The sequence below is a fragment of the Sinomonas atrocyanea genome (assembly GCF_030812675.1).
Classification (GTDB): domain Bacteria; phylum Actinomycetota; class Actinomycetes; order Actinomycetales; family Micrococcaceae; genus Sinomonas; species Sinomonas atrocyanea_B.
Genome location: NZ_JAUSTE010000012.1, coordinates 81,748 through 105,234 on the forward strand (window position 1 = coordinate 81,748; position 23,487 = coordinate 105,234).

General features: G+C 69.7%; 22 protein-coding genes. 9 read left to right on the forward strand and 13 right to left on the reverse strand.

Annotated features, from left to right (window positions below; genetic code table 11):
- Entirely contained in the window at positions 1–477 is a 477-nt protein-coding gene (locus J2W20_RS15755) for a VOC family protein (protein ID WP_307007726.1), read from the reverse strand.
- Positions 478–626: 149 nt separating this feature from the next.
- Here J2W20_RS15755 and J2W20_RS15760 point away from each other — a divergent pair, with 149 nt between their 5' ends.
- A complete protein-coding gene (locus J2W20_RS15760) occupies positions 627–1,058 on the forward strand; it encodes a DUF3054 domain-containing protein (RefSeq protein ID WP_307007727.1) in 432 nt (143 codons plus the stop codon).
- 39 nt (positions 1,059–1,097) lie between these two features.
- Entirely contained in the window at positions 1,098–1,376 is a 279-nt protein-coding gene (locus J2W20_RS15765; protein WP_307007728.1) for an Lrp/AsnC family transcriptional regulator, read from the forward strand.
- An 81-nt stretch (positions 1,377–1,457) separates the two neighbouring features.
- On the opposite strand, the gene trpD is transcribed toward J2W20_RS15765, so the two are convergent.
- The gene (gene trpD, locus J2W20_RS15770; RefSeq protein ID WP_307007788.1) at positions 1,458–2,534 is read right to left on the reverse strand and encodes an anthranilate phosphoribosyltransferase; all 1,077 of its coding nucleotides are present in this window, start codon (positions 2,532–2,534) and stop codon (positions 1,458–1,460) included.
- Between the two features lie 179 nt (positions 2,535–2,713).
- On the opposite strand from trpD, the gene ctaE reads away from it, so the two are divergent.
- The 4 genes from ctaE to qcrB all read left to right on the forward strand — a co-directional run bounded on the left by ctaE (position 2,714) and on the right by qcrB (position 7,035).
- Positions 2,714–3,352, forward strand: coding sequence for an aa3-type cytochrome oxidase subunit III (gene ctaE / locus J2W20_RS15775; protein ID WP_307007729.1), 639 nt, complete (start codon positions 2,714–2,716; stop codon positions 3,350–3,352).
- 73 nt (positions 3,353–3,425) lie between these two features.
- Positions 3,426–4,211, forward strand: a complete 786-nt coding sequence (qcrC, locus tag J2W20_RS15780; protein WP_307007730.1) for a cytochrome bc1 complex diheme cytochrome c subunit — start codon at positions 3,426–3,428, stop codon at positions 4,209–4,211.
- A 98-nt stretch (positions 4,212–4,309) separates the two neighbouring features.
- Positions 4,310–5,356 (forward strand): cytochrome bc1 complex Rieske iron-sulfur subunit, encoded by a 1,047-nt coding sequence (qcrA, locus tag J2W20_RS15785; protein WP_307007732.1) that lies wholly within the window; start codon positions 4,310–4,312, stop codon positions 5,354–5,356.
- Positions 5,353–7,035: a cytochrome bc1 complex cytochrome b subunit gene (qcrB, locus tag J2W20_RS15790; RefSeq protein WP_307007734.1), complete on the forward strand. Its 1,683-nt coding sequence runs from the start codon at positions 5,353–5,355 to the stop codon at positions 7,033–7,035. The genes qcrA and qcrB overlap by 4 nt, the downstream gene beginning before the upstream one ends.
- Before the next feature lie 106 nt (positions 7,036–7,141).
- Here the strand turns inward: qcrB and J2W20_RS15795 are convergent, their stop codons facing one another.
- From J2W20_RS15795 to J2W20_RS15820, 6 genes are all read right to left on the reverse strand, one after another.
- Positions 7,142–7,879 (reverse strand): GntR family transcriptional regulator, encoded by a 738-nt coding sequence (locus J2W20_RS15795; RefSeq protein WP_307007789.1) that lies wholly within the window; start codon positions 7,877–7,879, stop codon positions 7,142–7,144.
- A 241-nt stretch (positions 7,880–8,120) separates the two neighbouring features.
- Positions 8,121–8,522: a cytochrome c oxidase subunit 4 gene (locus tag J2W20_RS15800; RefSeq protein ID WP_307007736.1), complete on the reverse strand. Its 402-nt coding sequence runs from the start codon at positions 8,520–8,522 to the stop codon at positions 8,121–8,123.
- On the reverse strand, positions 8,519–10,243 hold the full coding sequence (gene ctaD, locus J2W20_RS15805; protein WP_307007737.1) for an aa3-type cytochrome oxidase subunit I: 1,725 nt from the start codon (positions 10,241–10,243) through the stop codon (positions 8,519–8,521). Before ctaD ends, J2W20_RS15800 begins: the two co-directional genes overlap by 4 nt.
- 5 nt (positions 10,244–10,248) lie before the next feature.
- Entirely contained in the window at positions 10,249–11,106 is an 858-nt protein-coding gene (gene ctaC / locus J2W20_RS15810; RefSeq protein WP_307007739.1) for an aa3-type cytochrome oxidase subunit II, read from the reverse strand.
- 212 nt (positions 11,107–11,318) lie between these two features.
- On the reverse strand, positions 11,319–11,684 hold the full coding sequence (erpA, locus tag J2W20_RS15815) for an iron-sulfur cluster insertion protein ErpA (RefSeq protein WP_066497818.1): 366 nt from the start codon (positions 11,682–11,684) through the stop codon (positions 11,319–11,321).
- 118 nt (positions 11,685–11,802) lie between these two features.
- Positions 11,803–13,209 carry a dipeptidase gene (locus tag J2W20_RS15820; RefSeq protein ID WP_307007741.1) on the reverse strand — a complete coding sequence of 469 codons (1,407 nt, stop codon included), beginning with the start codon at positions 13,207–13,209 and terminating at the stop codon, positions 11,803–11,805.
- Positions 13,210–13,313: 104 nt separating this feature from the next.
- Here J2W20_RS15820 and J2W20_RS15825 point away from each other — a divergent pair, with 104 nt between their 5' ends.
- Positions 13,314–13,898: a DUF3043 domain-containing protein gene (locus J2W20_RS15825; RefSeq protein ID WP_307007743.1), complete on the forward strand. Its 585-nt coding sequence runs from the start codon at positions 13,314–13,316 to the stop codon at positions 13,896–13,898.
- Positions 13,899–14,033: 135 nt separating this feature from the next.
- On the opposite strand, the gene J2W20_RS15830 is transcribed toward J2W20_RS15825, so the two are convergent.
- On the reverse strand, positions 14,034–15,116 hold the full coding sequence (locus J2W20_RS15830; RefSeq protein ID WP_307007744.1) for a quinone-dependent dihydroorotate dehydrogenase: 1,083 nt from the start codon (positions 15,114–15,116) through the stop codon (positions 14,034–14,036).
- A 64-nt stretch (positions 15,117–15,180) separates the two neighbouring features.
- Here J2W20_RS15830 and J2W20_RS15835 point away from each other — a divergent pair, with 64 nt between their 5' ends.
- A complete protein-coding gene (locus tag J2W20_RS15835; protein WP_307007745.1) occupies positions 15,181–16,161 on the forward strand; it encodes an alpha/beta hydrolase in 981 nt (326 codons plus the stop codon).
- Here the strand turns inward: J2W20_RS15835 and J2W20_RS15840 are convergent.
- From J2W20_RS15840 to leuA, 3 genes are all read right to left on the reverse strand, one after another.
- Entirely contained in the window at positions 16,158–16,976 is an 819-nt protein-coding gene (locus tag J2W20_RS15840) for an isoprenyl transferase (protein WP_307007791.1), read from the reverse strand. The two genes, J2W20_RS15835 and J2W20_RS15840, sit on opposite strands and share 4 nt — an antisense overlap.
- A 69-nt stretch (positions 16,977–17,045) precedes the next feature.
- Positions 17,046–17,810 carry a DNA repair protein RecO gene (gene recO, locus J2W20_RS15845; protein WP_307007746.1) on the reverse strand — a complete coding sequence of 255 codons (765 nt, stop codon included), beginning with the start codon at positions 17,808–17,810 and terminating at the stop codon, positions 17,046–17,048.
- A 90-nt stretch (positions 17,811–17,900) separates the two neighbouring features.
- Complete coding sequence (gene leuA, locus J2W20_RS15850; RefSeq protein WP_307007747.1) at positions 17,901–19,646, reverse strand: 2-isopropylmalate synthase; 1,746 nt, start codon at positions 19,644–19,646, stop codon at positions 17,901–17,903.
- 243 nt (positions 19,647–19,889) lie between these two features.
- Here leuA and J2W20_RS15855 point away from each other — a divergent pair, with 243 nt between their 5' ends.
- On the forward strand, positions 19,890–21,854 hold the full coding sequence (locus J2W20_RS15855; RefSeq protein WP_373458026.1) for a M13 family metallopeptidase: 1,965 nt from the start codon (positions 19,890–19,892) through the stop codon (positions 21,852–21,854).
- An 89-nt stretch (positions 21,855–21,943) separates the two neighbouring features.
- Here the strand turns inward: J2W20_RS15855 and J2W20_RS15860 are convergent, their stop codons facing one another.
- On the reverse strand, positions 21,944–23,332 hold the full coding sequence (locus J2W20_RS15860) for an LCP family protein (protein WP_307007748.1): 1,389 nt from the start codon (positions 23,330–23,332) through the stop codon (positions 21,944–21,946).
- Positions 23,333–23,487 lie beyond the last annotated feature (155 nt).

Sequence of the window (23,487 nt, forward strand, 5' to 3'; positions counted from 1 at the left end):
TCAGCCGGCGTCGGCCGCCGCCTCGAGGTCCGCGATCACGATCTTCCGCATGGAGAGCATGGCGGCGAAGGCGCGCTGCGCGCGGGCGCGGTCCGGGTCGGTGCGCAGTTCCTCAAGGCGCGTCGGGATGACCTGCCACGAGAACCCGAAGCGGTCCTTGAGCCAGCCGCACTGGCTCTCCATGCCGCCGTCGGCCGTGAGCGCGTTCCAGTAGTGGTCCACCTCGTCCTGGTCCCGGCAGAAGATCTGGATCGAGACCGCCTCCGTGAACGTGAACTCCGGGCCGCCGTTGAGGGCCAGGAACGGCCGCCCGTCGAGCTCGAAGGCGACGGTCATCACAGTCCCCTGCTCCCGCGGGCCGGCCTCCCCGTACCGCTCGATCCCGGTGATGCGCGAACGGGGGAAGATGCCCGCGTAATACCGGGCGGCATCCTCGGCCTGCGTGTCGAACCACAGGCAGGTGGTCATCTCGGGCATAGTTCCTCCGGGCGGTCCTGGGCATCCCCTGCTGCCCCGCATTCTTCCGCGCACCGCCCCGGGGCGGAAGGGTCTGGGCCGGCACCGCCGCACGCCGGGGTCGGGACGGACGACGCCGGCCGGTCGCCTCCCGCGCGTAGGCTGGAGGCATGCGTCCTTCCCCTTCCTCTTCCGCGCCCTCGGCTCCCCGGGCCGGGGCCCCCGGCATCCGCCCGGGCATCGCGGCCGCCCTCGCCGACGCGGTCATCGTCCTCGCCTTCGCCGCCACCGGGCGTGCGAGCCACGGCGAGGCCGATCCCGTGCTCGGAGCGCTCGCCACGGCGTGGCCGTTCGCCGTGGGCCTCGCGCTCGCCTGGGCGCTGCCCCTTGTCCGCCGCAGGCCCCTGTCCGTGTGGCCGGCGGGCGTCCTCGCCTGGCTCGGCGCCTATGCGGTGGGAATGCTGCTGCGGGCCGTGACCGGCCAGGGCACGGCGGTGCCCTTCCTCATCGTGGCGGCGAGCGTGCTCGGCGTCGCGCTCATCGGTTGGCGCGCCGTTGCCCTCGGGGTGCGGGCTGCCCGGCGCCGGCCGGCCGGGCACTAGGCTGAATCCAGGGAACGCCCCTTCTTCGAACGGAGGACCATGATCACCGCATTCGTCTTCATCCAGACGGACTCAAAGAAGATCCCCGAGGTGGCCGAGGAGATCTCCGCGATCCCGGGCATCAGCGAGGTGTACTCGGTCACCGGCGACTGGGACCTCATTGCGATCGCGCGCGTGCGCGAGCACGAGGAGCTCGCCGATGTTGTCGCCGACCGGCTGTCCAAGGTCGACGGCGTGATCGAGACGACGACCCACATCGCGTTCCGCGCGTACTCGCGGCACGACCTCGACGCGGCCTTCTCCCTCGGGCTGTCCTGACTCCAGGCGGGCCACGAGCAGGGTGGAGAACGGGGGCCGGGCCATGTGGCCCGGCCCCCGTTCTGGACCAAGGAGCGGGAATCAGGAGCGGGTGAAGTCCACCCACGCCTGGAGCACCCGGGCCGCGGCGCCGGAGTCGATCGAGTCCTCGGCGCGCCGCTTCGCGGCGGCGAGCCGCTCGACCAGTGGGCCCTCCGCGGAGAGGTCGTAGGCCACAAGCCCAGCGGCTGCATTGAGCACCACGGCGTCGCGCACCGGGCCCCGGTCGCCGGCGAGGGTACGGCGGAGGACTCCGGCGTTGTGCGCGGCATCTCCCCCGCGCAGGTCGTCGAGCGTCGCCCTCGGGATGCCGAGGTCGAGCGGATCGAGGACCGACTCCGTGAGCTCCCCGTCCCGGACCTCCCACACGCGCGAGGTGGTCGTGATGGTGAGCTCGTCGAGCCCGTCGTCGCCGCGGAAGACCAGCCCCCGGCTCCCGCGCTCGGCGAGGACGCCGGCGATCAGCGGCGCCATCCGGGCATCCGCCGCCCCGACCGCCGAGGCCTGCACGTGCGCAGGGTTCGTGAGCGGGCCGAGGATGTTGAACGCCGTCGGGATCGCCAGCTCCTTGCGCGGCACGGCCGTGTACCGGAACGACGGATGGAAGACCTGGGCGAAGCAGAAGGTGATGCCCACGTGCTCCGCGGCCGCTGCCACGCGGTCGACGCCCATGTCCAGCCGGACCCCGAGCGCCTCCAGGACGTCCGCGGAGCCGGAGGACGACGACGCGGCGCGGTTGCCGTGCTTGACAACCTTGGCGCCCGCGCCGGCCATGACGAGCGCAGCCGTGCTCGAGATGTTCACCGTGTTCTGCTGGTCCCCGCCGGTGCCCACGATGTCGAGCTTCTCCCCCGAGATCGTGATAGGCGTGGCACGGGCGACCATGCCCTTGACGAGGCCCGCGAGCTCGTCGACGGTCTCCCCCTTGGCGCGCAGGCCCACGAGGAACCCGGCGATCTGGGAGTCGGTGGCGTCACCGGCCATGATCGTGTCCATGGCCCAGGCCGCCTCGGCCTGGCTCAGATCGCGCCCCGCGACGAGAGCGCCGATCAGGGACCGCCACGTGGGCGCGGTCGCAGGGGCAGATTCTCCAGGGGCAGATTCATTGCCGGAAGCCACGGTGTTCACGCCTCTGATGCTATCGACCCCGCACGGGTGGTGCCGAAACCTCCGGCCATGAGACGGGCCGCGGCCGCGCGCGGCCGCGGATCCGCATGTTTTCGAGGGTTTGTAGAAAAAGTTCCCAGAAGGTGCGGTTCGCGTTGGGCGAACCCGAGGTTTGTAGACATAATGTCCTTGTGACGACAGCGACTCATGCCCCGACAACCCCGGCACATCCCACGCTGAATCGCCCCAACATGGTCTCGGTCGGGACCGTGGTGTGGCTGTCCAGTGAGCTGATGTTCTTCGCCGGCCTCTTCGCCATGTACTTCACCCTGCGTGCCGCCTCGGGCGGCCTGTGGGCTGAGGAGACGGCCAAGCTCGACTTCCCCTACGCGCTCGTGAACACGATCGTCCTCGTGGCGAGCTCCTTCACGTGCCAGATGGGCGTCTTCGCGGCGGAGAGGCTCCAGCCCCGCCGTAGCGGCGGCGTCTTCGCGTTCGCCAAGTGGGGCATGGTGGAGTGGTTCATCCTCACGTTCTTCATGGGCACCTGGTTCGTCGCCGGGCAGGCGACTGAGTACGCGAACCTCACCGCGGAGCACGTGACCCTGAATGCCAATGCCTACGGTTCCGCGTTCTACATGACGACCGGCTTCCACGGCCTCCACGTGATGGGCGGCCTCGTGGCCTTCCTGTTCATCATCGGCCGCGCCTTCGCAGCCAAGCGCTTCGGCCACTACGAGGCCACCTCGGCCATCGTCACCTCGTACTACTGGCACTTCGTGGACGTCGTGTGGATCGGGCTCTTCCTGGTCATCTACGTCCTCAGGTAGTCCCCAGGAGCACAGCAGCAGATTTCGGACCGCGCCCGGACGGCGGCGGCAGCAAACGGATAGGAACGGATTCGTGAAGGCACTCTCGCAGAAGCGGCGTCACCCGATGGCAGTCATCGCACTGTTGGTCATGGGGCTGCTGCTGACCGGCGGAATGTACGCAATGTTCAGCACTGCCAACCAGGCCAAGGCGGACACCAGCTTCTCGGCGTCGGACGTCAGCGAGGGGCAGAAGCTCTTCGTGGCGAACTGCGCCACGTGCCACGGCATGGGCGCCTCCGGCACGGCCGCCGGCCCGTCCCTGGTCGGCGTCGGCGCAGCAGCGGTGGACTTCCAGGTCGGCACCGGCCGCATGCCGATGCAGATGAACGGCCCGCAGGCGCAGAAGAAGCCGGTGCAGTTCAATGATGACCAGACCAAGCAGCTCGCGGCCTACGTCGCCTCGCTCGGCCCCGGCCCGGCCCTGCCGGACTCGGCGATGCTCGATGACAAGGGAGACGCCACCCACGGCGGCGAGCTCTTCCGCGTCAACTGCGCCATGTGCCACAACGCCGCGGCGGCCGGCGGTGCCCTGACCCAGGGCAAGTTCGCTCCGTCCCTCGCGGGCGTCACCGAGAAGCACATCTACGAGGCCATGGCCACGGGCCCGCAGAACATGCCGGTGTTCTCCGACGCCAACATCTCCCCCGAGGGCAAGCGCGACATCATCACGTTCCTCAAGACGATCGAGACCCAGGGCTCGCCCGGCGGCGCCACCCTCGGCTCGCTCGGTCCTGTCTCCGAGGGCCTCTTCGTGTGGGTTGCAGGCCTCGGCGTCATCATCGGCTTCACGATCTGGCTCACGTCCCGCACGTCCTGACGCGCCAGCGCATCGCAGTATGGGCCGCCCAACGAGTGGCGGCATAGATTTGAACATCGTCCCCCGGCTGCCGGGGGCCAGGAAGGATGAGGGGAAATATGGGCAACCATAGTGACGGTTCTCCCCAGACCGGGGGCGCCGTAGCTACGGCTGGTCAGACAGAGAAGTTCGCGGATCCGGGACTCCCGCCGCACCGCCTCCGTCTGGCTGACACCGACCCCAGGGCTGCGAAGCGCGCTGAGCGCCAGGTCACGATTCTGTTCATCATCTCGGTGATCGGCACCATCGTGTTCCTCGTCGCGTACTTCGCCATCGACTTGGGCAGCGACTCGACGATCCCGACGATCCGCCTGCAGAACATCCTGCTCGGCCTCGGCACCACCTTCGCCATGCTCGGCATCGGCACGGGGATCGTGCACTGGGCCAAGGCGCTCATGCCGGACCACGAGGTCTCGGAGTCGCGGCACGCGATCAGCTCCGAGGAGGACCGCGTCGCCGCGGTCAAGATCGTCGACGACATCATCGAGGAGACGGGCATCAAGCGCCGTCCCCTCATCCGGAACACGCTCATCGGCGCGCTCGCGCTCGCCCCGCTCCCGGCCCTCGCCGTCTTCGGCGACCTGGGACCGAACGCGAACGACAAGCTGCGCCACACGATGTGGGCCCCGAAGAACGGCAAGAAGGTCCGCCTCACCCGTGACCCGGACGGCACGCCGATCAAGGCTTCGGACGTCACCATCGGCTCCGCGTTCCACGTCATTCCCGAGGGTCTGAACGACCTCACCGAGGGCAAGCTGAACGAGAAGGCAAAGGCCGTCGTCCTGCTCATGCGCCTCAACCCGACGGACCTGCACATCTCGCCCGGCCGCGAGAGCTGGAGCTACAACGGCATCGTCGCGTACTCCAAGATCTGCACGCACGTCGGCTGCCCGGTGGCCCTCTACGAGCAGCAGACCCACCACCTGCTGTGCCCGTGCCACCAGTCGACCTTCGACCTCACCCACGAGTGCGAGGTCATCTTCGGTCCTGCGAGCCGTCCGCTTCCGCAGCTCCCGATCGAGGTCGACGCCGACGGCTACCTCGTGGCCACGTCGGACTTCCACGAACCTGTTGGACCTAGCTACTGGGAGCGTGAGTACTCGTGAGCGGCACTACCGCCTCCACCTATCAGCCGCCGACCAAGGTCGGCCGGATCGCCAGCTTCGTCGACCAGCGCACGGGCGCGTCGAGCGTGGTGCGGGAGTTCGGCCGCAAGGTCTTCCCCGACCACTGGTCGTTCATGTTCGGCGAGGTCGCCCTCTACAGCTTCGTCATCCTGCTGCTGTCGGGCACCTTCCTGACGTTCTTCTTCGATCCGTCGATGGCGGAGACGCACTACGCCGGCGCCTACGTGCCGCTGCGCGGCATGGAGATGTCCGTCGCCTACCAGTCTTCGCTGCACATCTCCTTCGAGGTGCGCGGCGGCCTCTTCATGCGCCAGGTCCACCACTGGGCCGCCCTGCTGTTCGTGGCCTCGATGAGCGTGCACATGCTGCGCGTGTTCTTCACCGGCGCGTTCCGCAAGCCGCGTGAGATGAACTGGGTCATCGGCGGCGTGCTCCTCATCCTGGGCATGGCCGCCGGCTTCACCGGCTACTCCCTGCCCGACGACCTGCTCTCGGGCAACGGCCTCCGCATCATCGACGGCGTCATCAAGTCCATCCCGATCATCGGCACCTGGATCTCGATGTTCCTCTTCGGCGGTGAGTTCCCGGGCTCGGCCATCATCGGCCGCCTCTACGTGCTGCACATCCTGCTCATCCCGGCGATGATCCTGCTGTTCGTGGCGCTGCACCTGATGTTCGTCGTGGTGCACAAGCACACGCAGTACCCCGGCCCGGGCCGCAACGACGGCAACGTGGTCGGCTACCCCCTCGGCCCGGTCTACGCGGCCAAGGCGGGCGGCTTCTTCTTCATCGTGTTCGGCGTGATCGCCGCGATGGCCTCGGCCTTCACGATCAACCCGATCTGGAACTACGGTCCCTACGACCCCTCCCCCGTCTCGGCCGGCACCCAGCCGGACTGGTACATCGGCTGGGTCGACGGCGCGCTGCGCCTCATGCCGGGTGTCCTCGGCCCGATCGGCGGGTACCGGCAGCACTTCGAGTTCATGATCTTCGACCAGACGCTCACGCTCAATGTGCTCCTGCCGGCCCTCGTCCCCGCGGGCATCGTCTTCACCGTGCTGTTCACGTACCCGTGGATCGAGCGGTGGATCACCAAGGACGAGCGCGAGCACCACGTCCTGGACCGTCCCCGGAACGCCCCGACGCGCACCGCGATCGGCATGGCCGGGTTCACGTTCTACTGCGTCATGTGGGCTGCAGCCAGCTCCGACCTCATCGCGACCCACTTCCACGTGGCGCTCAACGATGTGACCTACTGGCTCCGCGCGCTGTTCTTCGCAGGCCCGATCATCGCGTTCGTCGTCACGAAGAGGATCGCCCTGGCGCTCCAGCGCAAGGACCGCGAGATCGCCCTCCACGGCCGGGAGACCGGCCGCATCGTCCGGCTCCCGCACGGCGAGTTCATCGAGGTGCACGCCCCGGTCGACGAATACAAGCGCTACCGTCTTGTGGGCTTCGAGTCGCCCCATGCCCTTCCGGCACAGCCGAATGCCAAGGGTGTCGTGGACCGCAAGGAGAAGCGCCGCGCGAAGCTCTCCAAGTGGTTCTTCGAGGACCGCGTCGCTCCGGTGACGCCGGCCGAGCTCGAGGCCGCCCACGCCCATGGGCACCACGAGGCGATCGAGTCGCACGACGAGGCCAAGAGCATCAGCCACTGACGCTGGCAGCCTCCCCAACGGGAAGGACCCCCCACCATCATGGTGCGGGGTCCTTCCCGTCTGCGGCTCACCACGGATACTCGGCTGAGCGTTCCCCCAAGGCCGCTCAGAGCGCGCGGAAGCGCTTCGGCGAGTAGCTGCGGGGGGTGCGGACTCCCGGACGCTGGAGCGGCACCCAGAGCTTGTAGCGGTCGGCCCGGTAGTAGGACACCGAGTAGTCCACGATCGACTTCGAGACGTAGGCATGGCGCTGGATCTTGAGAAGCGGCGAGCCCATCTCGACGTTGAGGAGGCGGGCCGTGGACGGGGAGGCAGCCGTCGCCTCGATGGTGTCCTCCCCCCACTCCATGACGAGTCCGTACTTCTCGCTGAGCACCTGGTAGAGCGAGTTGGGTGGCGGCCCGTCGGTGAAGCCGGGGACCCGGCTGGCCACGATGTAGTTCTCGTCGACGCTCATCGGCTCCTTGTCCGCCAGCAGGAGCCGGCGGAAGCGGACCACAGGGGTGCCCTCGTCGACCTTGAGCTCCCGGGCGAGGTAGGCGGAGGCACCGATCTGCTCGAAGCTGAGGACCTTGGCGTCCGGGACCATTCCACGGCGCTGCATCTCCTCCGAATAGGAGGTGAGCTTCATCTGCAGGTCGAGCTTCGGGCGGCTGACGAACGTCCCGAGGCCGACGATGCGGTCCAGCACGCCCTCCGCCACGAGCGCATCGATCGCCTGGCGCACCGTCATCCGGGCCACGCCGAAGCGCAGCGAGAGGTCCCGCTCGGACGGCAGCGGGGCGCCGGGTGCGAGCTTCACGGCGATGTGCGAACGGAGGATCTCCCGCAGCTGGATGTACATGGCGGTCTTCGACGAGCGGTCGAGCTCGCCGTCGATGCCCTCGGCGTTGTGCACAGTCCTCCTCGTGAGCCGCGGGGCCGCGTGCCCCGGCAGGGGCCGCGGCACGTGTCGCGATTCAATCCTGACACACGCCCACGGGGCGCGCGCACGCCGCCCCACGCTCTCGGCCGAGGGCAGAAACGCCGATGGCCGGCACCCTCATCGTGAGGGTGCCGGCCACCGGCGTGAAGGCAGACCGAGCTCAGTGTGCGTGGTCTCCGCGGCTGTACTCGAAGACCCAGCCGACGAGCGCGACAATGGCGATGCCTGCACCGATGAAGAGGATCCACCAGCCGACTGCCACACCGAGGAAGCTGATCGCCGCCGAGGCGCCCAGGACCAGCGGCCACCAGCTCCAGGGGCTGAAGTGGCCCTGCTCGCCGGCGCCCTCGTGGATCTCGGCGTCCTCGCGGTCCTCGGGACGAAGCCCCACGCGGCGGCCGGTGACCATGATGTACGAGCTGATCATGACGCCCAGCCCGAACGCGAGCAGGAGGCCGATGATGCCGACCCATTCGGTCCAGTGGGTCATGAACCCGTAGACGATCGCCACGGGCAGGAAGAACAGCCCCACGATCGCGAAGATCATCGTCTCGATTTTCACTTGGCGGTGTCCTTACGGTCGGCGGCCGCGACGGCGGCGGTGGCCCCCGCGTGCTGGACTGCTCCAACGCTCGAGAGCTCCGGGTGGTGGAGGTCAAGCGCGGGACGCTCGGAACGGATGCGCGGCAGCGACGTGAAGTTGTGCCGCGGCGGCGGGCAGGAGGTTGCCCACTCGAGCGATCCGCCGAAGCCCCACGGGTCGTCCACGAGGACCTTCTTGCCGTGGCGGGCCGTGATGTAGACGTTCCAGAAGAACGGAATCAGCGAAGCGCCCAGCACGAAGGAGAAGATCGTGGAGAACTGGTTCATCCAGGTGAAGTTGTCCTGGGGGAGGTAGTCGGCGTAGCGGCGCGGCATGCCCATGACGCCCAGCCAGTGCTGGATCAGGAAGGTGCCGTGGAAGCCGATGAGGAGCAGCCAGAAGTGGATCTTGCCGAGACGCTCGTTGAGCATCTTGCCGGTGAACTTGGGCCACCAGAAGTAGAACCCGGCGAACATCGCGAACACGACCGTGCCGAAGACGACGTAGTGGAAGTGCGCCACCACGAAGTAGGTGTCCGAGACGTGGAAGTCCAGCGGCGGCGACGCGAGGATGATGCCCGTGAGGCCACCGAAGAGGAACGTGATGAGGAAGCCGAGGCTCCACAGCATCGGCGTCTCGAAGGTCAGCGAGCCCCGCCACATCGTGCCGATCCAGTTGAAGAACTTCACGCCTGTCGGCACCGCGATCAGCATCGTCATGAACGAGAAGAACGGGAGCAGGACCGCGCCGGTCACGTACATGTGGTGTGCCCACACGCTGACCGAGAGGGCCGCGATGGCGATGGTCGCGAAGACGAGGCCCTTGTAGCCGAAGATCGGCTTGCGGCTGAAGACCGGGAAGATCTCCGAGACGATGCCGAAGAACGGCAGCGCGATGATGTACACCTCGGGGTGGCCGAAGAACCAGAACAGGTGCTGCCAGAGGATGGCGCCGCCGTTCTCCGGGTCGAAGATGTGGGCGCCGAAGCGGCGGTCCGCTCCGAGGCCGAACAGCGCAGCGGCGAGCGGCGGGAACGCCATCAGCACCAGGATCGAGGTGATGAACACGTTCCACGTGAAGATGGGCATGCGCCACATGGTCATGCCCGGGGCGCGCATGCAGATCACGGTGGTGATGAAGTTGACGGCTCCGAGGATCGTGCCGAAGCCCGAGAGCGCGAGTCCGAAGACCCACAGGTCACCGCCCACCCCCGGCGTGAACGTCGTGTTCGACAGCGGCGCGTAGGCGAACCATCCGAAGGAGGCGGCGCCCTGGGGCGTGATGAAGCCGGCGGTCGCGATGGTGGAGCCGAAGAGGAAGAACCAGAACGCGAGGGCGTTGAGACGCGGGAACGCGACGTCGGGGGCGCCGATCTGCAGCGGCATGATCACGTTCGTGAAGCCCGCGAAGAGCGGGGTCGCGAACATGAGCAGCATGATCGTGCCGTGCATCGTGAACAGCTGGTTGTACTGCTCCTTGGTCTGCAGGATCTGCATGCCCGGCTCGAAGAGCTCCGCGCGGATGAGCAGTGCCATCACGCCGCCGAGGCAGAAGAACACGAACGACGCGATCAGGTACATGTACCCGATGGTCTTGTGGTCGGTCGAGGTGATCCAGTTGACGACGATGCGCCCCTTGGACGTCGGCACCACCGGTGCGCTTACAGCACCGGCAGAAGGCGACTGGGTATAGGTAGCCATGGTCCCTACTTCTGGTTCTGGTTAGGGTTGCGGTCGTACTTCGTGTCCAGGAGGCCCTTGTCGAGGCCCGCCAGATGCGCCTGGAACTCCGCCTCGGGGACGACCTTCACGCGGAACAGCATCTCCGAGTGGTACTCGCCGCAGAGCTCGGCGCACTTGCCGTCGTAGGTGCCTTCCTTCTGCGGCGTGAAGTACATGTAGTTCGGCTTGCCCGGGATCATGTCGCGCTTCTGGAGGAACGCGGGGACCCAGAACGAGTGGATGACGTCGCGGGAGGTGAGCTCGACGGTCACCGACTTGCCGACCGGCAGGTAGAGGGTCGGCAGCGTGTTGAGGTCGATCGCCTGGCCCGTCAGCTGCGCCTGGGTGCCGGCCTCGTGCACATCGTCCTTGACGACGCCGCCCTGCTTGTAGTTGAAGTCCCAGGACCACTGCTTGCCGACCACATTGACGGTCACGTCCGGGTTCGCGTTCGGGGTGTCGATCGCGCGCTGGTCGCGGTCGGTGAAGTAGAAGAACGTGAAGACGAGGAACAGCGGGATCGCCGTGTAGAAGATCTCGAGCGGCAGGTTGTAGCTCGTCTGGCGGGGGAAGCCCGTCGTGCCCTTGCGCCGGCGGTAGGCAACGATGCACCAGAGGATGAGGGCCCAGGTGATCAAGCCGATGGCCATGGCCGCGATCCAGGAATTCACCCAGAGGTCCGTCAGGATCGGCGTATTGCTCGTGGTATCCCGATCAGTGGGTAGCCAGCCACGCTGGACCTCGGGTGAACATCCAGACAGCGCGAGCGCGCCGGCCGCGGCTACTGCCGAGACCGTGATGATGCGTGCGCGCTGCCTGCTGGTTCGGTTCTGCGACCTCACAGACGGCCCTTCCTCTTGGTGCTTCTCTCCGGTGGCAGCACGGCAGACGAGCTCCCGTGCACGCGACCGGGCGACATAGTTTTACTACTCGGTGTAGAGCTTACAGCGAACATCGGCCAATATCCCACATGTCCCGCAGACGCGTCGGCCGCGCCCCGACGGGACCGTTGGCGGTCCTGTCGAGGCGCGGCCGATGCCGTGCCCGAAGCGGCTCAGTGGAAGGAATCACCGCATGCGCACGAGCCCTGCGCATTGGGGTTGTCGATCGTGAAGCCCTGCTTCGAGATGGAGTCCTCGAAGTCGATGGTGGCGCCCGCGAGGTACGGCACGCTCATCTTGTCCACGACCACCTCGACGCCGTCGAAGTCCCGCACCGCGTCCCCGTCCAGCAGGCGCTCGTCGAAGTACAGCTGGTAGATGAGTCCCGAGCAGCCCCCGGGCTGGACCGAGACACGCAGGCGCAGGTCAGTGCGTCCCTCCTGCTCCAGCAGGCTGCGGACCTTCCCGGCCGCGACCTCGGTCAGCTGCACCTCGTGCGAGGCCAGGGCCTCGGCAGGCTCATTGATTGCAGTGCTCATTCCGTACCTTCTCTCGTGCCGTCCTGCGTGGCCGGCGGAGTGCCCGCCCGGCCTCGTTGGGCCTTCCCTCCATGCTACGACCGAGGCGGCAGGCCCTGCCAACCCTCTGAGGGCGAGTTCACACTCGGTCGCGGTGCAGTCCGGCCAGGAGCAGGCTCTCCGCCACGATGCACTTCTCGAAGTCCCCGAGGTGGAGGGACTCGTTGGCGCTGTGGGCCCGCGAGTCGGGGTCCTCGACGCCGGTGATGAGGACCTCGGCGGCGGGGAAGACCTCCTTGAGGTCTGCGATGAACGGGATCGAGCCGCCCATGCCGGTGTGGACCGCAGGCGTCCCCCACGCCTCACCGAGCGCCCACAGCACGGTGCCGGCGGCCGCGGAGCCGGTGTCGGCCTGGTACGCGCTGCCCTTTTCCTTGGGGCTGAAGGTGAGGTGGGCGCCGAACGGCACATGGGCCTCGAGGTGCTCGCGGACGCAGTCCATCGCCGCGTCCGGGTCCTGTCCGGGGGCGAGGCGGAGGCTGAATTTCGCGCGCGCCCGGGCCTGGATGGTGTTGGACGCGACGTCCACGGCGGGGACATCGATGCCGATGATGGACAGCGCGGGCCGGCGCCACAGCCGGGCGGCGATGCTGCCCGTCCCCGCGAGGCGCACTCCCTCCAGCACCGAGGCGTCCTGCCGGTACTGCTCCTCGGGATAGTCGAGGTCGGCGTCGTCGTGGGCCACAAGCCCCTCGATGGCGACGTTGCCGGCGTCGTCGTGCAGCGTGGCGATCAGCCGGGCGAGGATGGTGGGGGCGTCGAGGACCGGGCCGCCGAACACGCCGGAGTGGACCGAGTGGCCGAGCACGGCCACCTCGAAGGTGCCGTCGACGAGCCCGCGGAGGCTCGCCGTGAGCGCGGGTCGGCCGACCGCCCAGTTGCTCGAGTCGGCGACGACGATCACGTCCGCTGCGAGCCGTTCGCGGTGCGCCTCGAGGAAGGCGCGGAAGGACGGGGAGCCGAATTCCTCCTCGCCTTCGATGAAGAGGGTGACGCCGATCCCGAGCCTGTCAACGAGGACCTCGGAGAGCGCGCGGAAGGCTGCGAGGTGGACCAGGATGCCGGCCTTGTCGTCCGCACTCCCCCGGCCGTACAGCCGGCCGTCGCGTTCCGTCGCGATGAACGGCTCGGTGTCCCAGAGGTCCAGGTCCCCCGGCGGCTGCACGTCGTGGTGGGCGTAGAGAAGGACCGTGGGCTGGCCGGGCTCAGCCGCGTGCCGGGCGACGATGGCCGGGCCGCCCTCGGTGCCGTCGGGGCGGGGAGCGCGGAGGATCTCGGCGTCCTGGATGCCGGCGTCGCGGACGAGCTCAAGCACGGCCTCGGCGCTGCGCTCGATCTCGGCGGGCGGGAAGGACGGCCAGGCGATCCCGGGGATCGCGACGAGCCGGGTCAGCTCGGCGACGGTGTCGGCGAAGCGGCGGGCGACGGCGGCCCGCAGCGCCGCGACGTCGGCGGCGGGCACATGCTGGGGTAGATGTGAAGGCATGGCTTGACATTACAAGGGAGCCACTCCCCCATCAATGGCCGGCACGTCCCCGCGGCCGGGCGTCCGCGGCGGTCGCACACGGCACCGCCCGGTATCCTTGGAGGGTGTTTGGACGCAAGAACGAGCCAGCTGCCGAGACGACCCCGCAGCCCGCCGAGCCCCAGGTCCCGGTCGTGGGCAAGGGGACCCCGACCCCGAGGCGCAAAGACCAGGAGGCGGCGCGGCGGCGTCCCCTCGTCCCCACGGACCGCAAGGCCTCCAGGGCCGCCGAGCGGCAGGCCGCCGTGGAGGAGCGCCAGCGCGTGCGCCGGGCCCTCGAGACCGGCGACGAGCGGAACATGCCGTTCCGCGACCGGGGCCCGCAGAAGCGGTTCGCCCGCGATTTCGTCGACGCGCGCTTCAACCTCGGCGAGTACCTGATGTTCGCGGCCCTCGCCTTCGTGGTCATCTCGTTCATCGTCCCGCAGGCCGCCGCCGCCCAGGTGTTCATCCTCGGGGCCTTCTGGATCGTCTTCCTCCTGGTGTTCGTGGACACCTTCTGGCTCTCCCGCCGCCTCAAGCGCGCGCTGCAGGCCAAGTTCGGCGAGGTCGAGCGCGGCACCGTGTGGTACGGCAGCATGCGGGCCCTGCAGTTCCGCCCGCTGCGGCTGCCCAAGGCGCTCGCGAAGCGCGGCCAGTACCCGGCCTGACGGCCCGGGCCCCACAGCGGCCGGGGCATTCCCCGGCAGCCCTGACCACGACGGCGGCGCGGCCCCACCCGGGTGCCGCGCCGCCGTCGTCTGTCCTCCCGGCCCGGACGCGCGGGGCGCGGCCGAGGCTGGGGGTCAGCGAGTCCGCGCGGGGGCGGGCCGGCGGGCGAGGCCGCGGTTGACGGCTGCCGCCCAGAAGGGGCCCTCGTAGAGGAAGGCGGTGTAGCCCTGGACGAGGGTGGCGCCGGCGTCCAGGCGCTCGCGGACATCGTCCGCCGTCTCCACCCCGCCCACCGCGACGAGGGCGAGCCGGTCCCCCACCGCGGCCTTGAGGCGGCGCAGCACCTCGAGGGAGCGGCCCTTGAGCGGGGCGCCCGAGAGGCCGCCGGCCCCCGCGGCGTCGACGGCCTCGGCGGGGCTGGCGAGACCTTCCCGCGAGATGGTGGTGTTCGTGGCGATGATGCCGTCGAGCCCCATCTCGAGCGCAAGCCGGGCCACATCGTCGATGTCCGCGTCGGAGAGGTCTGGGGCGATCTTCACCAGCAGCGGCACCCGGCGGCCCGCGGCGGCCTCCGACTCCTCGCGCACCGCGGCCAGGAGCGGCCGCAGAGTCTCGACGCTCTGCAGGAGGCGCAGCCCCGGCGTGTTCGGCGAGCTGACGTTCACCACCAGGTAGTCCGCCACCGGGGCCAGCGCCCGCGCGCTGACGCGGTAGTCATCGGCGGCGTCCTCGAGCTCCACGACCTTGGTCTTGCCGATGTTGACCCCGATGACCGGCCGGTCGGCGCCGTAGCGCGCCTCGAGGGCGGCCCGCGCTGCGGCGATGCGGGGTGCCACGGCGGCGGCACCGTCGTTGTTGAAGCCCATCCTGTTCACGACCGCGCGGTCCTCGATGAGGCGGAACAGCCGCGGCCGGGGGTTGCCCGGCTGCGCCTGACCGGTGATGGTGCCGACCTCGATGTGGCCGAAGCCCAGCTCGGCGAGGGCCTCGATCCCCCGGCCCTCCTTGTCGAAGCCAGCCGCGAGGCCGAAGGGCGAGGGGAAGGCGAGCCCCAGGGCCTCGGTGCGCAGCGACGGCGCAGGCGCCGTGCACCTGGCGAGGACTCGGCCGAGCCCGCAGGAGTGCACAGCCCGGATCGCTCCGAACCCGATCCGGTGGGCCCGCTCGGCGTCCATCCAGGAGAAGGCAGCACGGAAGAACAGGGGGTAGAAGCGCATGGGTCTAGTCTCCCATGCCCGCTGCTCTCTACTCTCGTTCTTGACGCCACGATCAGGAGGCCCCATGCCGCTCCACTGGACCCAGGACTTCCTGGGCCGCGGTGTCGAGTCGGCTCCGCTCGGCCGCGGGCGGCACGGCGAGCTCGGCACGCTCATCAGGTTCGACCCCGCGGAGGGGACGACGGGTCCCGGAGGCCCGGCCCTGCAGCCGGCGGAGGGGGCCCTGCTCTACGTGCACGGCTGGAGCGACTACTTCTTCAACCTCGAACTCGCCCACTTCGCCGCTGCCCGCGGCTACCGGTTCTACGCCCTCGACCTCCCCGAGCACGGGCGGAGCCTGGCGGGAGGGGAGATGCCCGGATTCGTCGGTTCGGCCGAGCACTACCTCGAGAGCCTGGACGCTGCGGTTGCCGCGGTCTGCGCCGACTCGGGCACCCGGCCGGTGCTCATGGGGCACTCGACAGGCGGCCTCGCGGCGGCGCTGTACGCGCAGCGGTCCGGGGAGCAGCTCACCGGGCTCGTCCTGAGCAGCCCGTGGCTCGTCGCGCACGGCGGTGCGGCGGCCGGCCGGGTCCTGGAGGCCGCCCTGCGCCCGGCGTCGCTGCGGTGGCCGCGCCAGCAGCTTCCCCTGCCGTCCCGCGGCTACTTCTGGCGCGCGGTCGCGAAGGAGGCCGGGGGCGAGTGGGAGCTGCGCGAGGACCTGCGCCCGCGCAACGCCTTCCCGGTGCGGGTGGGGTGGCTCCATGGCGTCCTCCAGGGGCAGCGCCTCCTGCGGTCGGGGCCGCGGATCGAGCTGCCGTCCCTGCTGCTCGCTTCCACCACCTCGGACGTCGGGCCGGTGTGGCGGGAGCGGATGCGCGAGCGGGACGCGGTGCTCTCCATCGCGCCCATGCGCCGGGCGGCTGCGGAGCTCTGCGTGCAGCTCGACGAGGCCCTCGTGGAGGGCGGCCTGCACGATGTGCTGCTCTCGCCCGCGCCCGTCCGCAACGAGGCCTACGGCAGGCTGGGGAACTGGCTCGAACAGCTCGGCTGGCAGGCCGGCTAGCTCACGGGGGCCCGGTCGACCGCGCCCCCATAGCGGCGGTCGCGGCGCGCGTAGATCTCCACGGCCTCCCAGAGGGTCCGCCGGTCGACGTCCGGCCACAGCGTGTCGAGGAACACCATCTCGGCATACGCCGACTGCCACAGCAGGAAATTGCTCAGACGTTGCTCGCCCGAGCTGCGCAGGAACAGGTCCACGTCCGGCAGGTCCGGTTCGTCGAGGTATCGCTGGATGGTCTTCTCCCCCACGCTGCTCGCGCGCAGGCGGCCTGCCTCGACGTCGCGGGCGATCGCCGCGACGGCATCCGCGATCTCCGCCCGGCCCCCGTAGTTGACGCACATCGTCAGGTGGCAGACCGTGTTCTCGCGGGTGTAGGCCTCGGCCTCCTCGAGCTCCTTGATCACCGAGCCCCAGAGTCGGGGCCGCCGCCCTGCCCAGCGGATGCGAACCCCCCACGAGTCCAGAGTGTCGCGCTGGCGCCGCAGGACGTCCTTGTTGAACCCCATGAGGAACCGCACCTCCTCGGGCGAGCGCTTCCAGTTCTCGGTGGAGAACGCGTACACGGAGACGTACTCGATGCCGAGCTCGATCGCGCCCGCCATGACGTCGAGCAGCGCCGGCTCCCCGGCCTTGTGCCCCTCGATGCGCGGGAGGCCGCGCTGGTTGGCCCAGCGGCCGTTGCCGTCCATGACGATCGCGACGTGCCGGGGCACGAACTCACGCGGGATGGCGGGCGGGGTCGCGCCCGAGGGGTGTGGGAAGGGCGCGGCAGGGGCAGGGCGGCCCGTGCGGGTGCGTCGCGGGGAGAGGGGTGTCACGAGGGCGGTCACCGTCCGGGTCGGGTTGTGGGGTCTTCACGGCCGCGGACGACGCCGCGCGGCCGGCTGTCAGGGATCGGCGGCCTCGCGCTCGACGAGCTTGAGGGAGCCCACCGCGCGTTCGAGGTGCCATTGCGCATAGGCGGCGACGAGCCCGGCGGCCTCCCGCCGGTGTGGAGGCTCGGACGCATCGGCCGCGACCCAGTCGCCGGCCAGAAGCGCGGCGAGCAGCCGGACGGTCTCCCTGGCCGGGGCCGGGGACCCGGGCGGCCGGCAGGCCGCGCAGACGATCCCGCCGAGGGCCGCACTGAAGGCCCCGTGCGGTCCCGGCTCGCCGCAGCGGGCGCAGTCGGTGAAGCTCGGCGCCCAGCCCGCGGTCGAGAGCGCCCGCAGGAGGTAGGAGTCGAGGATGAGGCCGGGCGGATGCGCTCCCCTGCTCAGCGCGGCGAGGGCACCGACGAGGAGCAGGTACTGCGCGGTCGCGGCGTCGGCCTCGGAGGCCGTGAGCCGCTCCGCGGTCTCGGCCATCGCGGCCGCCACGGTGTAGCGGGAGTAGTCGGCGGCGATCGGGGCGCCGTAGCTGGCCCGCGCGGCCGCCTGGCTCACGATCTCGAGGGACCGTCCGTGCACGAGCTGGAGCTCGGAGACCATGAACGGCTCGAGGCTCGCCCCGAAGCGGCTGCGGGTGCGCCGCACCCCGCGCGCAACCGCGCGGACCTGTCCGTGCGAGCGGGTCAGCAGGACCACGATCCGGTCCGCTTCGCCGAGCTTGTGGGTCCGCAGCACGACGCCGTCGTCCCGGTAGCTCCGGGATGCGAAGGTCGTCTCAGCCATGACGTCCATTCTCCCACCGGAAGTGACACCCGGGCGGCACGACGGCGCCGGAGCGGCCCGGCGCCGTCGTGCGCACTGCGTCCGGGTGCCTCAGGCGGCGACCTCCGCGTCGCGCAGGGCCCGGTTCACGGCGGAGATGACGGCCTTGAGCGAGGACATGGAGGTGTTCGGGTCGATGCCGACGCCCCAGAGGACGCGCTCCCCGACGGCGCACTCGACGTACGCGGCCGCCCGGGCGTTGCCGCCCTCGCTCAGGGCGTGCTCGCTGTAGTCCAGGACCCGGACGTCGAGGCCCTCCTGGGCGAAGATGTCCAGCAGCGCGGCGATGGGCCCATTGCCGGTGCCGGTGCGCTCCACGCGCTGGCCGTCGATCCGCAGCGTGGCGTTGAGCGTCATCGTGCCGTCCTCGTCGGACTCCGCGGTGACGTGGCTCAGCGCGTACTTGCCCCACGCCCTGCCGTCCTCCGCTGCGGGCAGGTACTCGTCGCTGAAGATCGCCCACAGCTGGGCCGCGCTGACCTCGCCGCCCGCCGTGTCCGTGTGCCGCTGGATGACGCCGGAGAACTCGATCTGGGCCCGCCGCGGGAGGTCCAGGCTGTGCTCGTTCTTGAGCAGGTAGGCCACGCCCCCCTTGCCGGACTGCGAGTTCACCCGGATCACGGCCTCGTAGCTGCGGCCGAGGTCCTTGGGGTCGATCGGCAGGTAGGGGACCTGCCAGGTGAAGTCCTCGACGGTCTTCCCGGCGGCCGCGGCGTCGCGCTCGAGTGCCTCGAAGCCCTTCTTGATCGCGTCCTGGTGGGAGCCGGAGAACGCGGTGAACACGAGGTCGCCGCCGTAGGGCACGCGTTCGCCGACCGGCAGCTGGTTGCAGTACTCGACCGTGCGGCGGATCTCGTCGATGTTCGAGAAGTCGATCATCGGGTCGACGCCCTGGACGAACATGTTCAGCCCGAGCGTGACCAGATCGACGTTGCCGGTGCGCTCGCCGTTGCCGAACAGGCAGCCCTCGATGCGGTCCGCGCCGGCCATGTAGCCGAGCTCGGCGGCCGCGACCCCGGTCCCGCGGTCGTTGTGCGGGTGGAGGGACAGGATGATCCCCTCGCGCGGATGCAGGTTGCGGCTCATCCATTCGATCGAGTCGGCGTAGACGTTCGGGGTCGCCATCTCGACCGTGGCCGGCAGGTTCACGATCACCTGGTTGTCCGCGCTGGCCTCGAAGACCTCCGCGACGGCGTTGCAGACGCGCGCCGCGTACTCGAGCTCCGTCCCCGTGAACGACTCCGGGGAGTACTCGTACGTGATGTGCGTGTCCGGGATCATCTCCTGGTACTTCTTGCAGAGCAGCGCGCCCTGCACTGCGATGTCGAGGATGCCGTCCTCGTCCTGGTTGAACACGACGCGCCGCTGCAGCACGGAGGTCGAGTTGTAGAGGTGCACGATCGCCTGCTTCGCACCGGCGAGGGCCTCGTAGGTCCGCTCGATGAGGTGCTCGCGCGCCTGGGTCAGGACCTGGATCGTGACGTCGTCCGGGATATGGTTGCCGTCGATGAGCTGGCGGACGAAGTCGAAGTCCGTCTGCGACGCCGAGGGGAAGCCGACCTCGATCTCCTTGTAGCCCATGTCGACGAGGAGCTTGAACATCTTCAGCTTGCGGGCCGGGCTCATGGGGTCGATGAGCGCCTGGTTGCCGTCCCGCAGGTCCACCGCGCACCAGCGCGGCGCCTTCTCGATCCGCCGGTCCGGCCACGTGCGGTCGGGCAGTTCGACGGTGATCTGCTCGTGGAAGGGCAGGTAGCGGTGGACGGGCATGCCCGAGGGCTTCTGAGCGTTGCGCATGATTTTACTGTAGGCCTTTCGTAGCTGCTGTGATCCGCGGCGGCCGGGCACGTAGGAACTCCGCGGCGGGGGTGGCCTGCAACGGATCAGCACTGCGCTGGATCAGCGGCTAGAAGGCCCCGCCACGGCAGCTAAGAAGAAGCAGCGCGGTTGGCACACGCCCACGATAGCATCCGCTCATGGCGCGCCCGCCCGGGTGACGCCGCGGCGCCTAAGATGAAGCGTCCGCAGACAGGAGGCACCATGACCATGCCAGCCGCGCCGTCCGGCGTCGACCGCCAGTACTTCGATGACCGGGTCAGGGCACAGGACGACCTCTACCGACACGTCAACGGAGGGTGGCTGAGCTCGACCGAGATCCCCGCGGACCGGGCCCTGGTCGGCACGTTCGTCCAGCTGCGGGACCTCTCCGAGGAGAACGTCCGTGCCCTCATCGAGGACCTCGCCGGCGGCGACCACCCGGAGGGCTCGGACGAGGCGAAGATCGGCGCGTTCTTCCGCTCGTTCATGGACGTCGGGCGCGTCGAGGAGCTGGGGGCCGCTCCCCTGCAGCCGCTGCTCGCCCAGATCGCGGCCGTGGACGACGTCGGCTCCCTCGTCACGACGTCGGCGCGCCTCGGGCGCGGGGGCACCGAGGGACTGTTCAGCTTCTACGCGGCACCCGACGCCGGCAACCCCGAGCGCGTGGTCCTGTATGCGAGCCAGGGCGGCCTCGGCCTTCCCGACGAGTCCTACTACCGGGATGAGAAGTTCTCCGAGACGGTCACCGCCTACGAGGACTACCTCCGCGACGTCTTCGCCCTGCTGGGCGCGGCGACGCCGGCGGAGGACGCGGCCGCGGTGCTCGGCCTCGAGCGGCGGATCGCGGCGCTCCATTGGGACCGGGTGGCGCTCCGCGACCCGCAGCGGACGTACAACCTCCGCACCGAGGCCGAGGCGACCGAGGCGTTCGGGCATTTCGCTGCCTGGGCTGAGGCCACCGGCGTCCGACCCGACGCGCGGGCCGAGCTCGTGGTGGGCAACCCGGACTTCCTCGCGGGCATCTCCGGGCTCCTGGAGGAGGTCCCCCTGCAGACCTGGAAGCTCTGGCTGACCGCCCATCTCGTGGGCTCCGCCGCGCCGTTCCTGTCCTCGGTATTCGTCGACCGCCACTTCTCGTTCTATGGCACGGTCCTCTCGGGCACGCCCCAGAACAAGGAGCGGTGGAAGCGCGGCGTCGGCGCGGTCGAATCCGGCCTCGGCATGGCGGTGGGCCGCCTCTACGTCGCGCGGCACTTCCCCGAGGGCCACAAGGCGGCCATGCAGGAACTCGTGGCCAACATCGTCGAGGCGTACCGCGAGAGCATCTCCGTCCTCCCATGGATGGGCGGCCAGACGCGGGAGCGCGCGCTGGAGAAGCTCGCGGCCTTCCGGCCCAAGATCGGCTACCCCGACGAGTGGATCGACTTCTCTGATGTCGTGGTCGACGAGGCGGACCTCCTCGGCAACGTCTGGCGCGCCCACGCAGCGGAGCTCGACCGCCTGCTGGACGAGATCGGCAAGCCGGTGGACCAGGTCAAGTGGCTCATGACCCCGCAGACGGTCAACGCGTACTACCACCCGCTGATGAACGAGATCGTGTTCCCGGCGGCCATCCTGCAGGAGCCGTTCTTCCACCCCGACGCGGACCCGGCCGTGAACTACGGCGGGATCGCAGCTGTGATCGGGCACGAGATCGGGCACGGGTTCGACGACCAGGGGTCGCAGTTCGACGGGACCGGCGCCCTGCGGAACTGGTGGACGGACGCGGACCGCGCCTCCTTCGAGGCGCTCACGGCCCGGCTCGTGGACCAGTTCGACGCACTGGCACCGGCGGAGACACCCGGCCACACCGTGAACGGGCGGCTGACGCTCGGCGAGAACATCGGCGACCTCGGGGGCCTGGGCATCGCCTACAAGGCCTACCGGCTGAGCCTGCACGGACAGGAGGCGCCGGTCATCGACGGCCTCACCGGGGCGCAGCGGTTCTTCATCTCGTGGGCCACGGTGTGGCGGCAGGTGTGCCGGCCGGAGGAGACGCTGCGCCGCCTCTCGATCGATCCGCACTCCCCCAACGAGTTCCGCACGAACGCCGTCGCGAGGAACCTCGATGCCTTCCACGAGGCGTTCGGCGTGGCCGAGGGCGATGCGATGTGGCTCGCGCCCGAGGAGCGCGTGACCATCTGGTAGGGCCCTGCGCCCACCGTCCTGGCACGGCGGCCCCGGAATCCCTGCAGGGATTCCGGGGCCGCCGCTCTCTGACCGCTAGTTGGGCACCGTCACTGCCCGAAGGCTGCCTGGCAGGTGCTCTGGGCCGCGGTCTGGGCCACGAGGTTGTCCGGCATCTTCGGCGTGTAGTGCGTTCCGGTCGTGAAGTCCTGCCCGACGTAGACCTGCACCCCGTAGACGTTGGGCGCCTGCTGCACCTGGGACGAGGGGATCCCGAGGCTGGCGGCGACGTCGGCCGCGACGTCGGCGAAGTCGCCGCCGTAGTAGACGTTCGTCGTGGCGACCGGGGGCGCCGTGAACTGGGTCGTCTTCGTGAAGCCCTGGCCTGCGAGGAACTGCACCAGTGCCGCGGCCCTGCCGGTGACGGCCGAGCCGTCGGCCACGGTCACGGGCTGGATCGTCTTGTCGTACGCGGGCGGAGCGGGAGAGGAGGAGGACTTCGTCGGGGCGGCGCTCGCGGTCTGGTTCGGCGCGGGCGCCGGCGCGGTGAGGTCGCGGTTCTCCCGGAGCGCCTGGAAGAGCGCGCCGGCGGCCGGCTGCTTGATCTGCACCCGGTTGGGGTCCCCGGTGTAGGGCTCCCACGGCACGGTCACGAACGAGACCTTGGCCAGGTCCACGGCCTTGAGGCGGCCGGCGATGGTCAGCATCGTCTGGGGGCTGCCGAGCCCCTGGTCGACGGTGAGGTTCTTGGTGATCGTGTCAGCGATGGAGAGGAGCTTCGACACGTCCGAGAGGGTGCCGTCCGACTTCACCTTCCGCGCGAGCGACGCGAGGAACTCCTGCTGGGACTTGATGCGGGACAGGTCGCTGCCGTCGCCCACACCGTGGCGGCTGCGCAGGAAGGCCAGTGCCTGCTCGCCCTGGACCATGTTGTTCCCGGCGTTGAGCTTGAGTCCGGAGGCAGGGTCGTCGATCGGGGCGTTGACGCACACCTGCACCCCCCCGATCGTGTTGGAGAGGTCCTTGACGGCGTTGAAGTCGGCGACCATGAAGTGGTCGATCTTCAGCCCGGTGAGCGCGTTGACCGTGTCCACGGCGCAGCCGGGACCGGCCTCCGCCATCGCGGAGTTGATCTGGCCCACGGTCTGCGCCGGGAAGTCCCGGTTCGTCTTGGGGTCGTGGCACTTCGGGATCGGCACCATGAGGTCGCGCGGGAAGCTCGTCATCGACACGACCTTGTTGTCCCCCGAGATGTCCATGAGGATCATCACGTCGGAGTTGCCGTACCCGGAGCTGTCCGCCTGGGAGCCATAGGCGGCGTCGGCGCCCGACCGGGTGTCGGTGCCGATGATGAGGATCTGGAGGGGGTCGGTCGCGTCGTTCGTCGCGTCCGCCGTCGCATTGCCGGCGCTCAGCGGCGCCTGGTGGAGGTTGGATCCGAGCCGGATGAACCAGTACCCGGCGAAGGCGATGACTCCCACGAGGACCAGCGCCACCACACCGCCGATGATCTTGAGTGCGAGATGCCGCCTCCCGAGGGGTCGCGCATGTCGCAGCGGGGCGGATCCGTTCGGGCGTGCATGGTGCACGCCGCTGCGTCGGGCGCTGCTGGGAGCAGCCGGCGCGGCATCGGCGCGTCGAGCCAAGGAGAGGC

Excerpts from the sequence above, each read along its gene's own strand:
- J2W20_RS15755 (WP_307007726.1), bottom strand. The coding sequence starts at position 477 with ATGCCCGAGATGACCACCTGCCTGTGGTTCGACACGCAGGCCGAGGAT.
- J2W20_RS15760 (WP_307007727.1), top strand. The coding sequence starts at position 627 with ATGCGTCCTTCCCCTTCCTCTTCCGCGCCCTCGGCTCCCCGGGCCGGG.
- J2W20_RS15765 (WP_307007728.1), top strand. The coding sequence starts at position 1,098 with ATGATCACCGCATTCGTCTTCATCCAGACGGACTCAAAGAAGATCCCC.
- qcrA (WP_307007732.1), top strand. The coding sequence starts at position 4,310 with ATGGGCAACCATAGTGACGGTTCTCCCCAGACCGGGGGCGCCGTAGCT.
- J2W20_RS15795 (WP_307007789.1), bottom strand. The coding sequence starts at position 7,879 with ATGTACATCCAGCTGCGGGAGATCCTCCGTTCGCACATCGCCGTGAAG.
- ctaD (WP_307007737.1), bottom strand. The coding sequence starts at position 10,243 with ATGGCTACCTATACCCAGTCGCCTTCTGCCGGTGCTGTAAGCGCACCG.
- erpA (WP_066497818.1), bottom strand. The coding sequence starts at position 11,684 with ATGAGCACTGCAATCAATGAGCCTGCCGAGGCCCTGGCCTCGCACGAG.
- J2W20_RS15820 (WP_307007741.1), bottom strand. The coding sequence starts at position 13,209 with ATGCCTTCACATCTACCCCAGCATGTGCCCGCCGCCGACGTCGCGGCG.
- J2W20_RS15830 (WP_307007744.1), bottom strand. The coding sequence starts at position 15,116 with ATGCGCTTCTACCCCCTGTTCTTCCGTGCTGCCTTCTCCTGGATGGAC.
- J2W20_RS15835 (WP_307007745.1), top strand. The coding sequence starts at position 15,181 with ATGCCGCTCCACTGGACCCAGGACTTCCTGGGCCGCGGTGTCGAGTCG.
- recO (WP_307007746.1), bottom strand. The coding sequence starts at position 17,810 with ATGGCTGAGACGACCTTCGCATCCCGGAGCTACCGGGACGACGGCGTC.
- leuA (WP_307007747.1), bottom strand. The coding sequence starts at position 19,646 with ATGCGCAACGCTCAGAAGCCCTCGGGCATGCCCGTCCACCGCTACCTG.
- J2W20_RS15855 (WP_373458026.1), top strand. The coding sequence starts at position 19,890 with ATGACCATGCCAGCCGCGCCGTCCGGCGTCGACCGCCAGTACTTCGAT.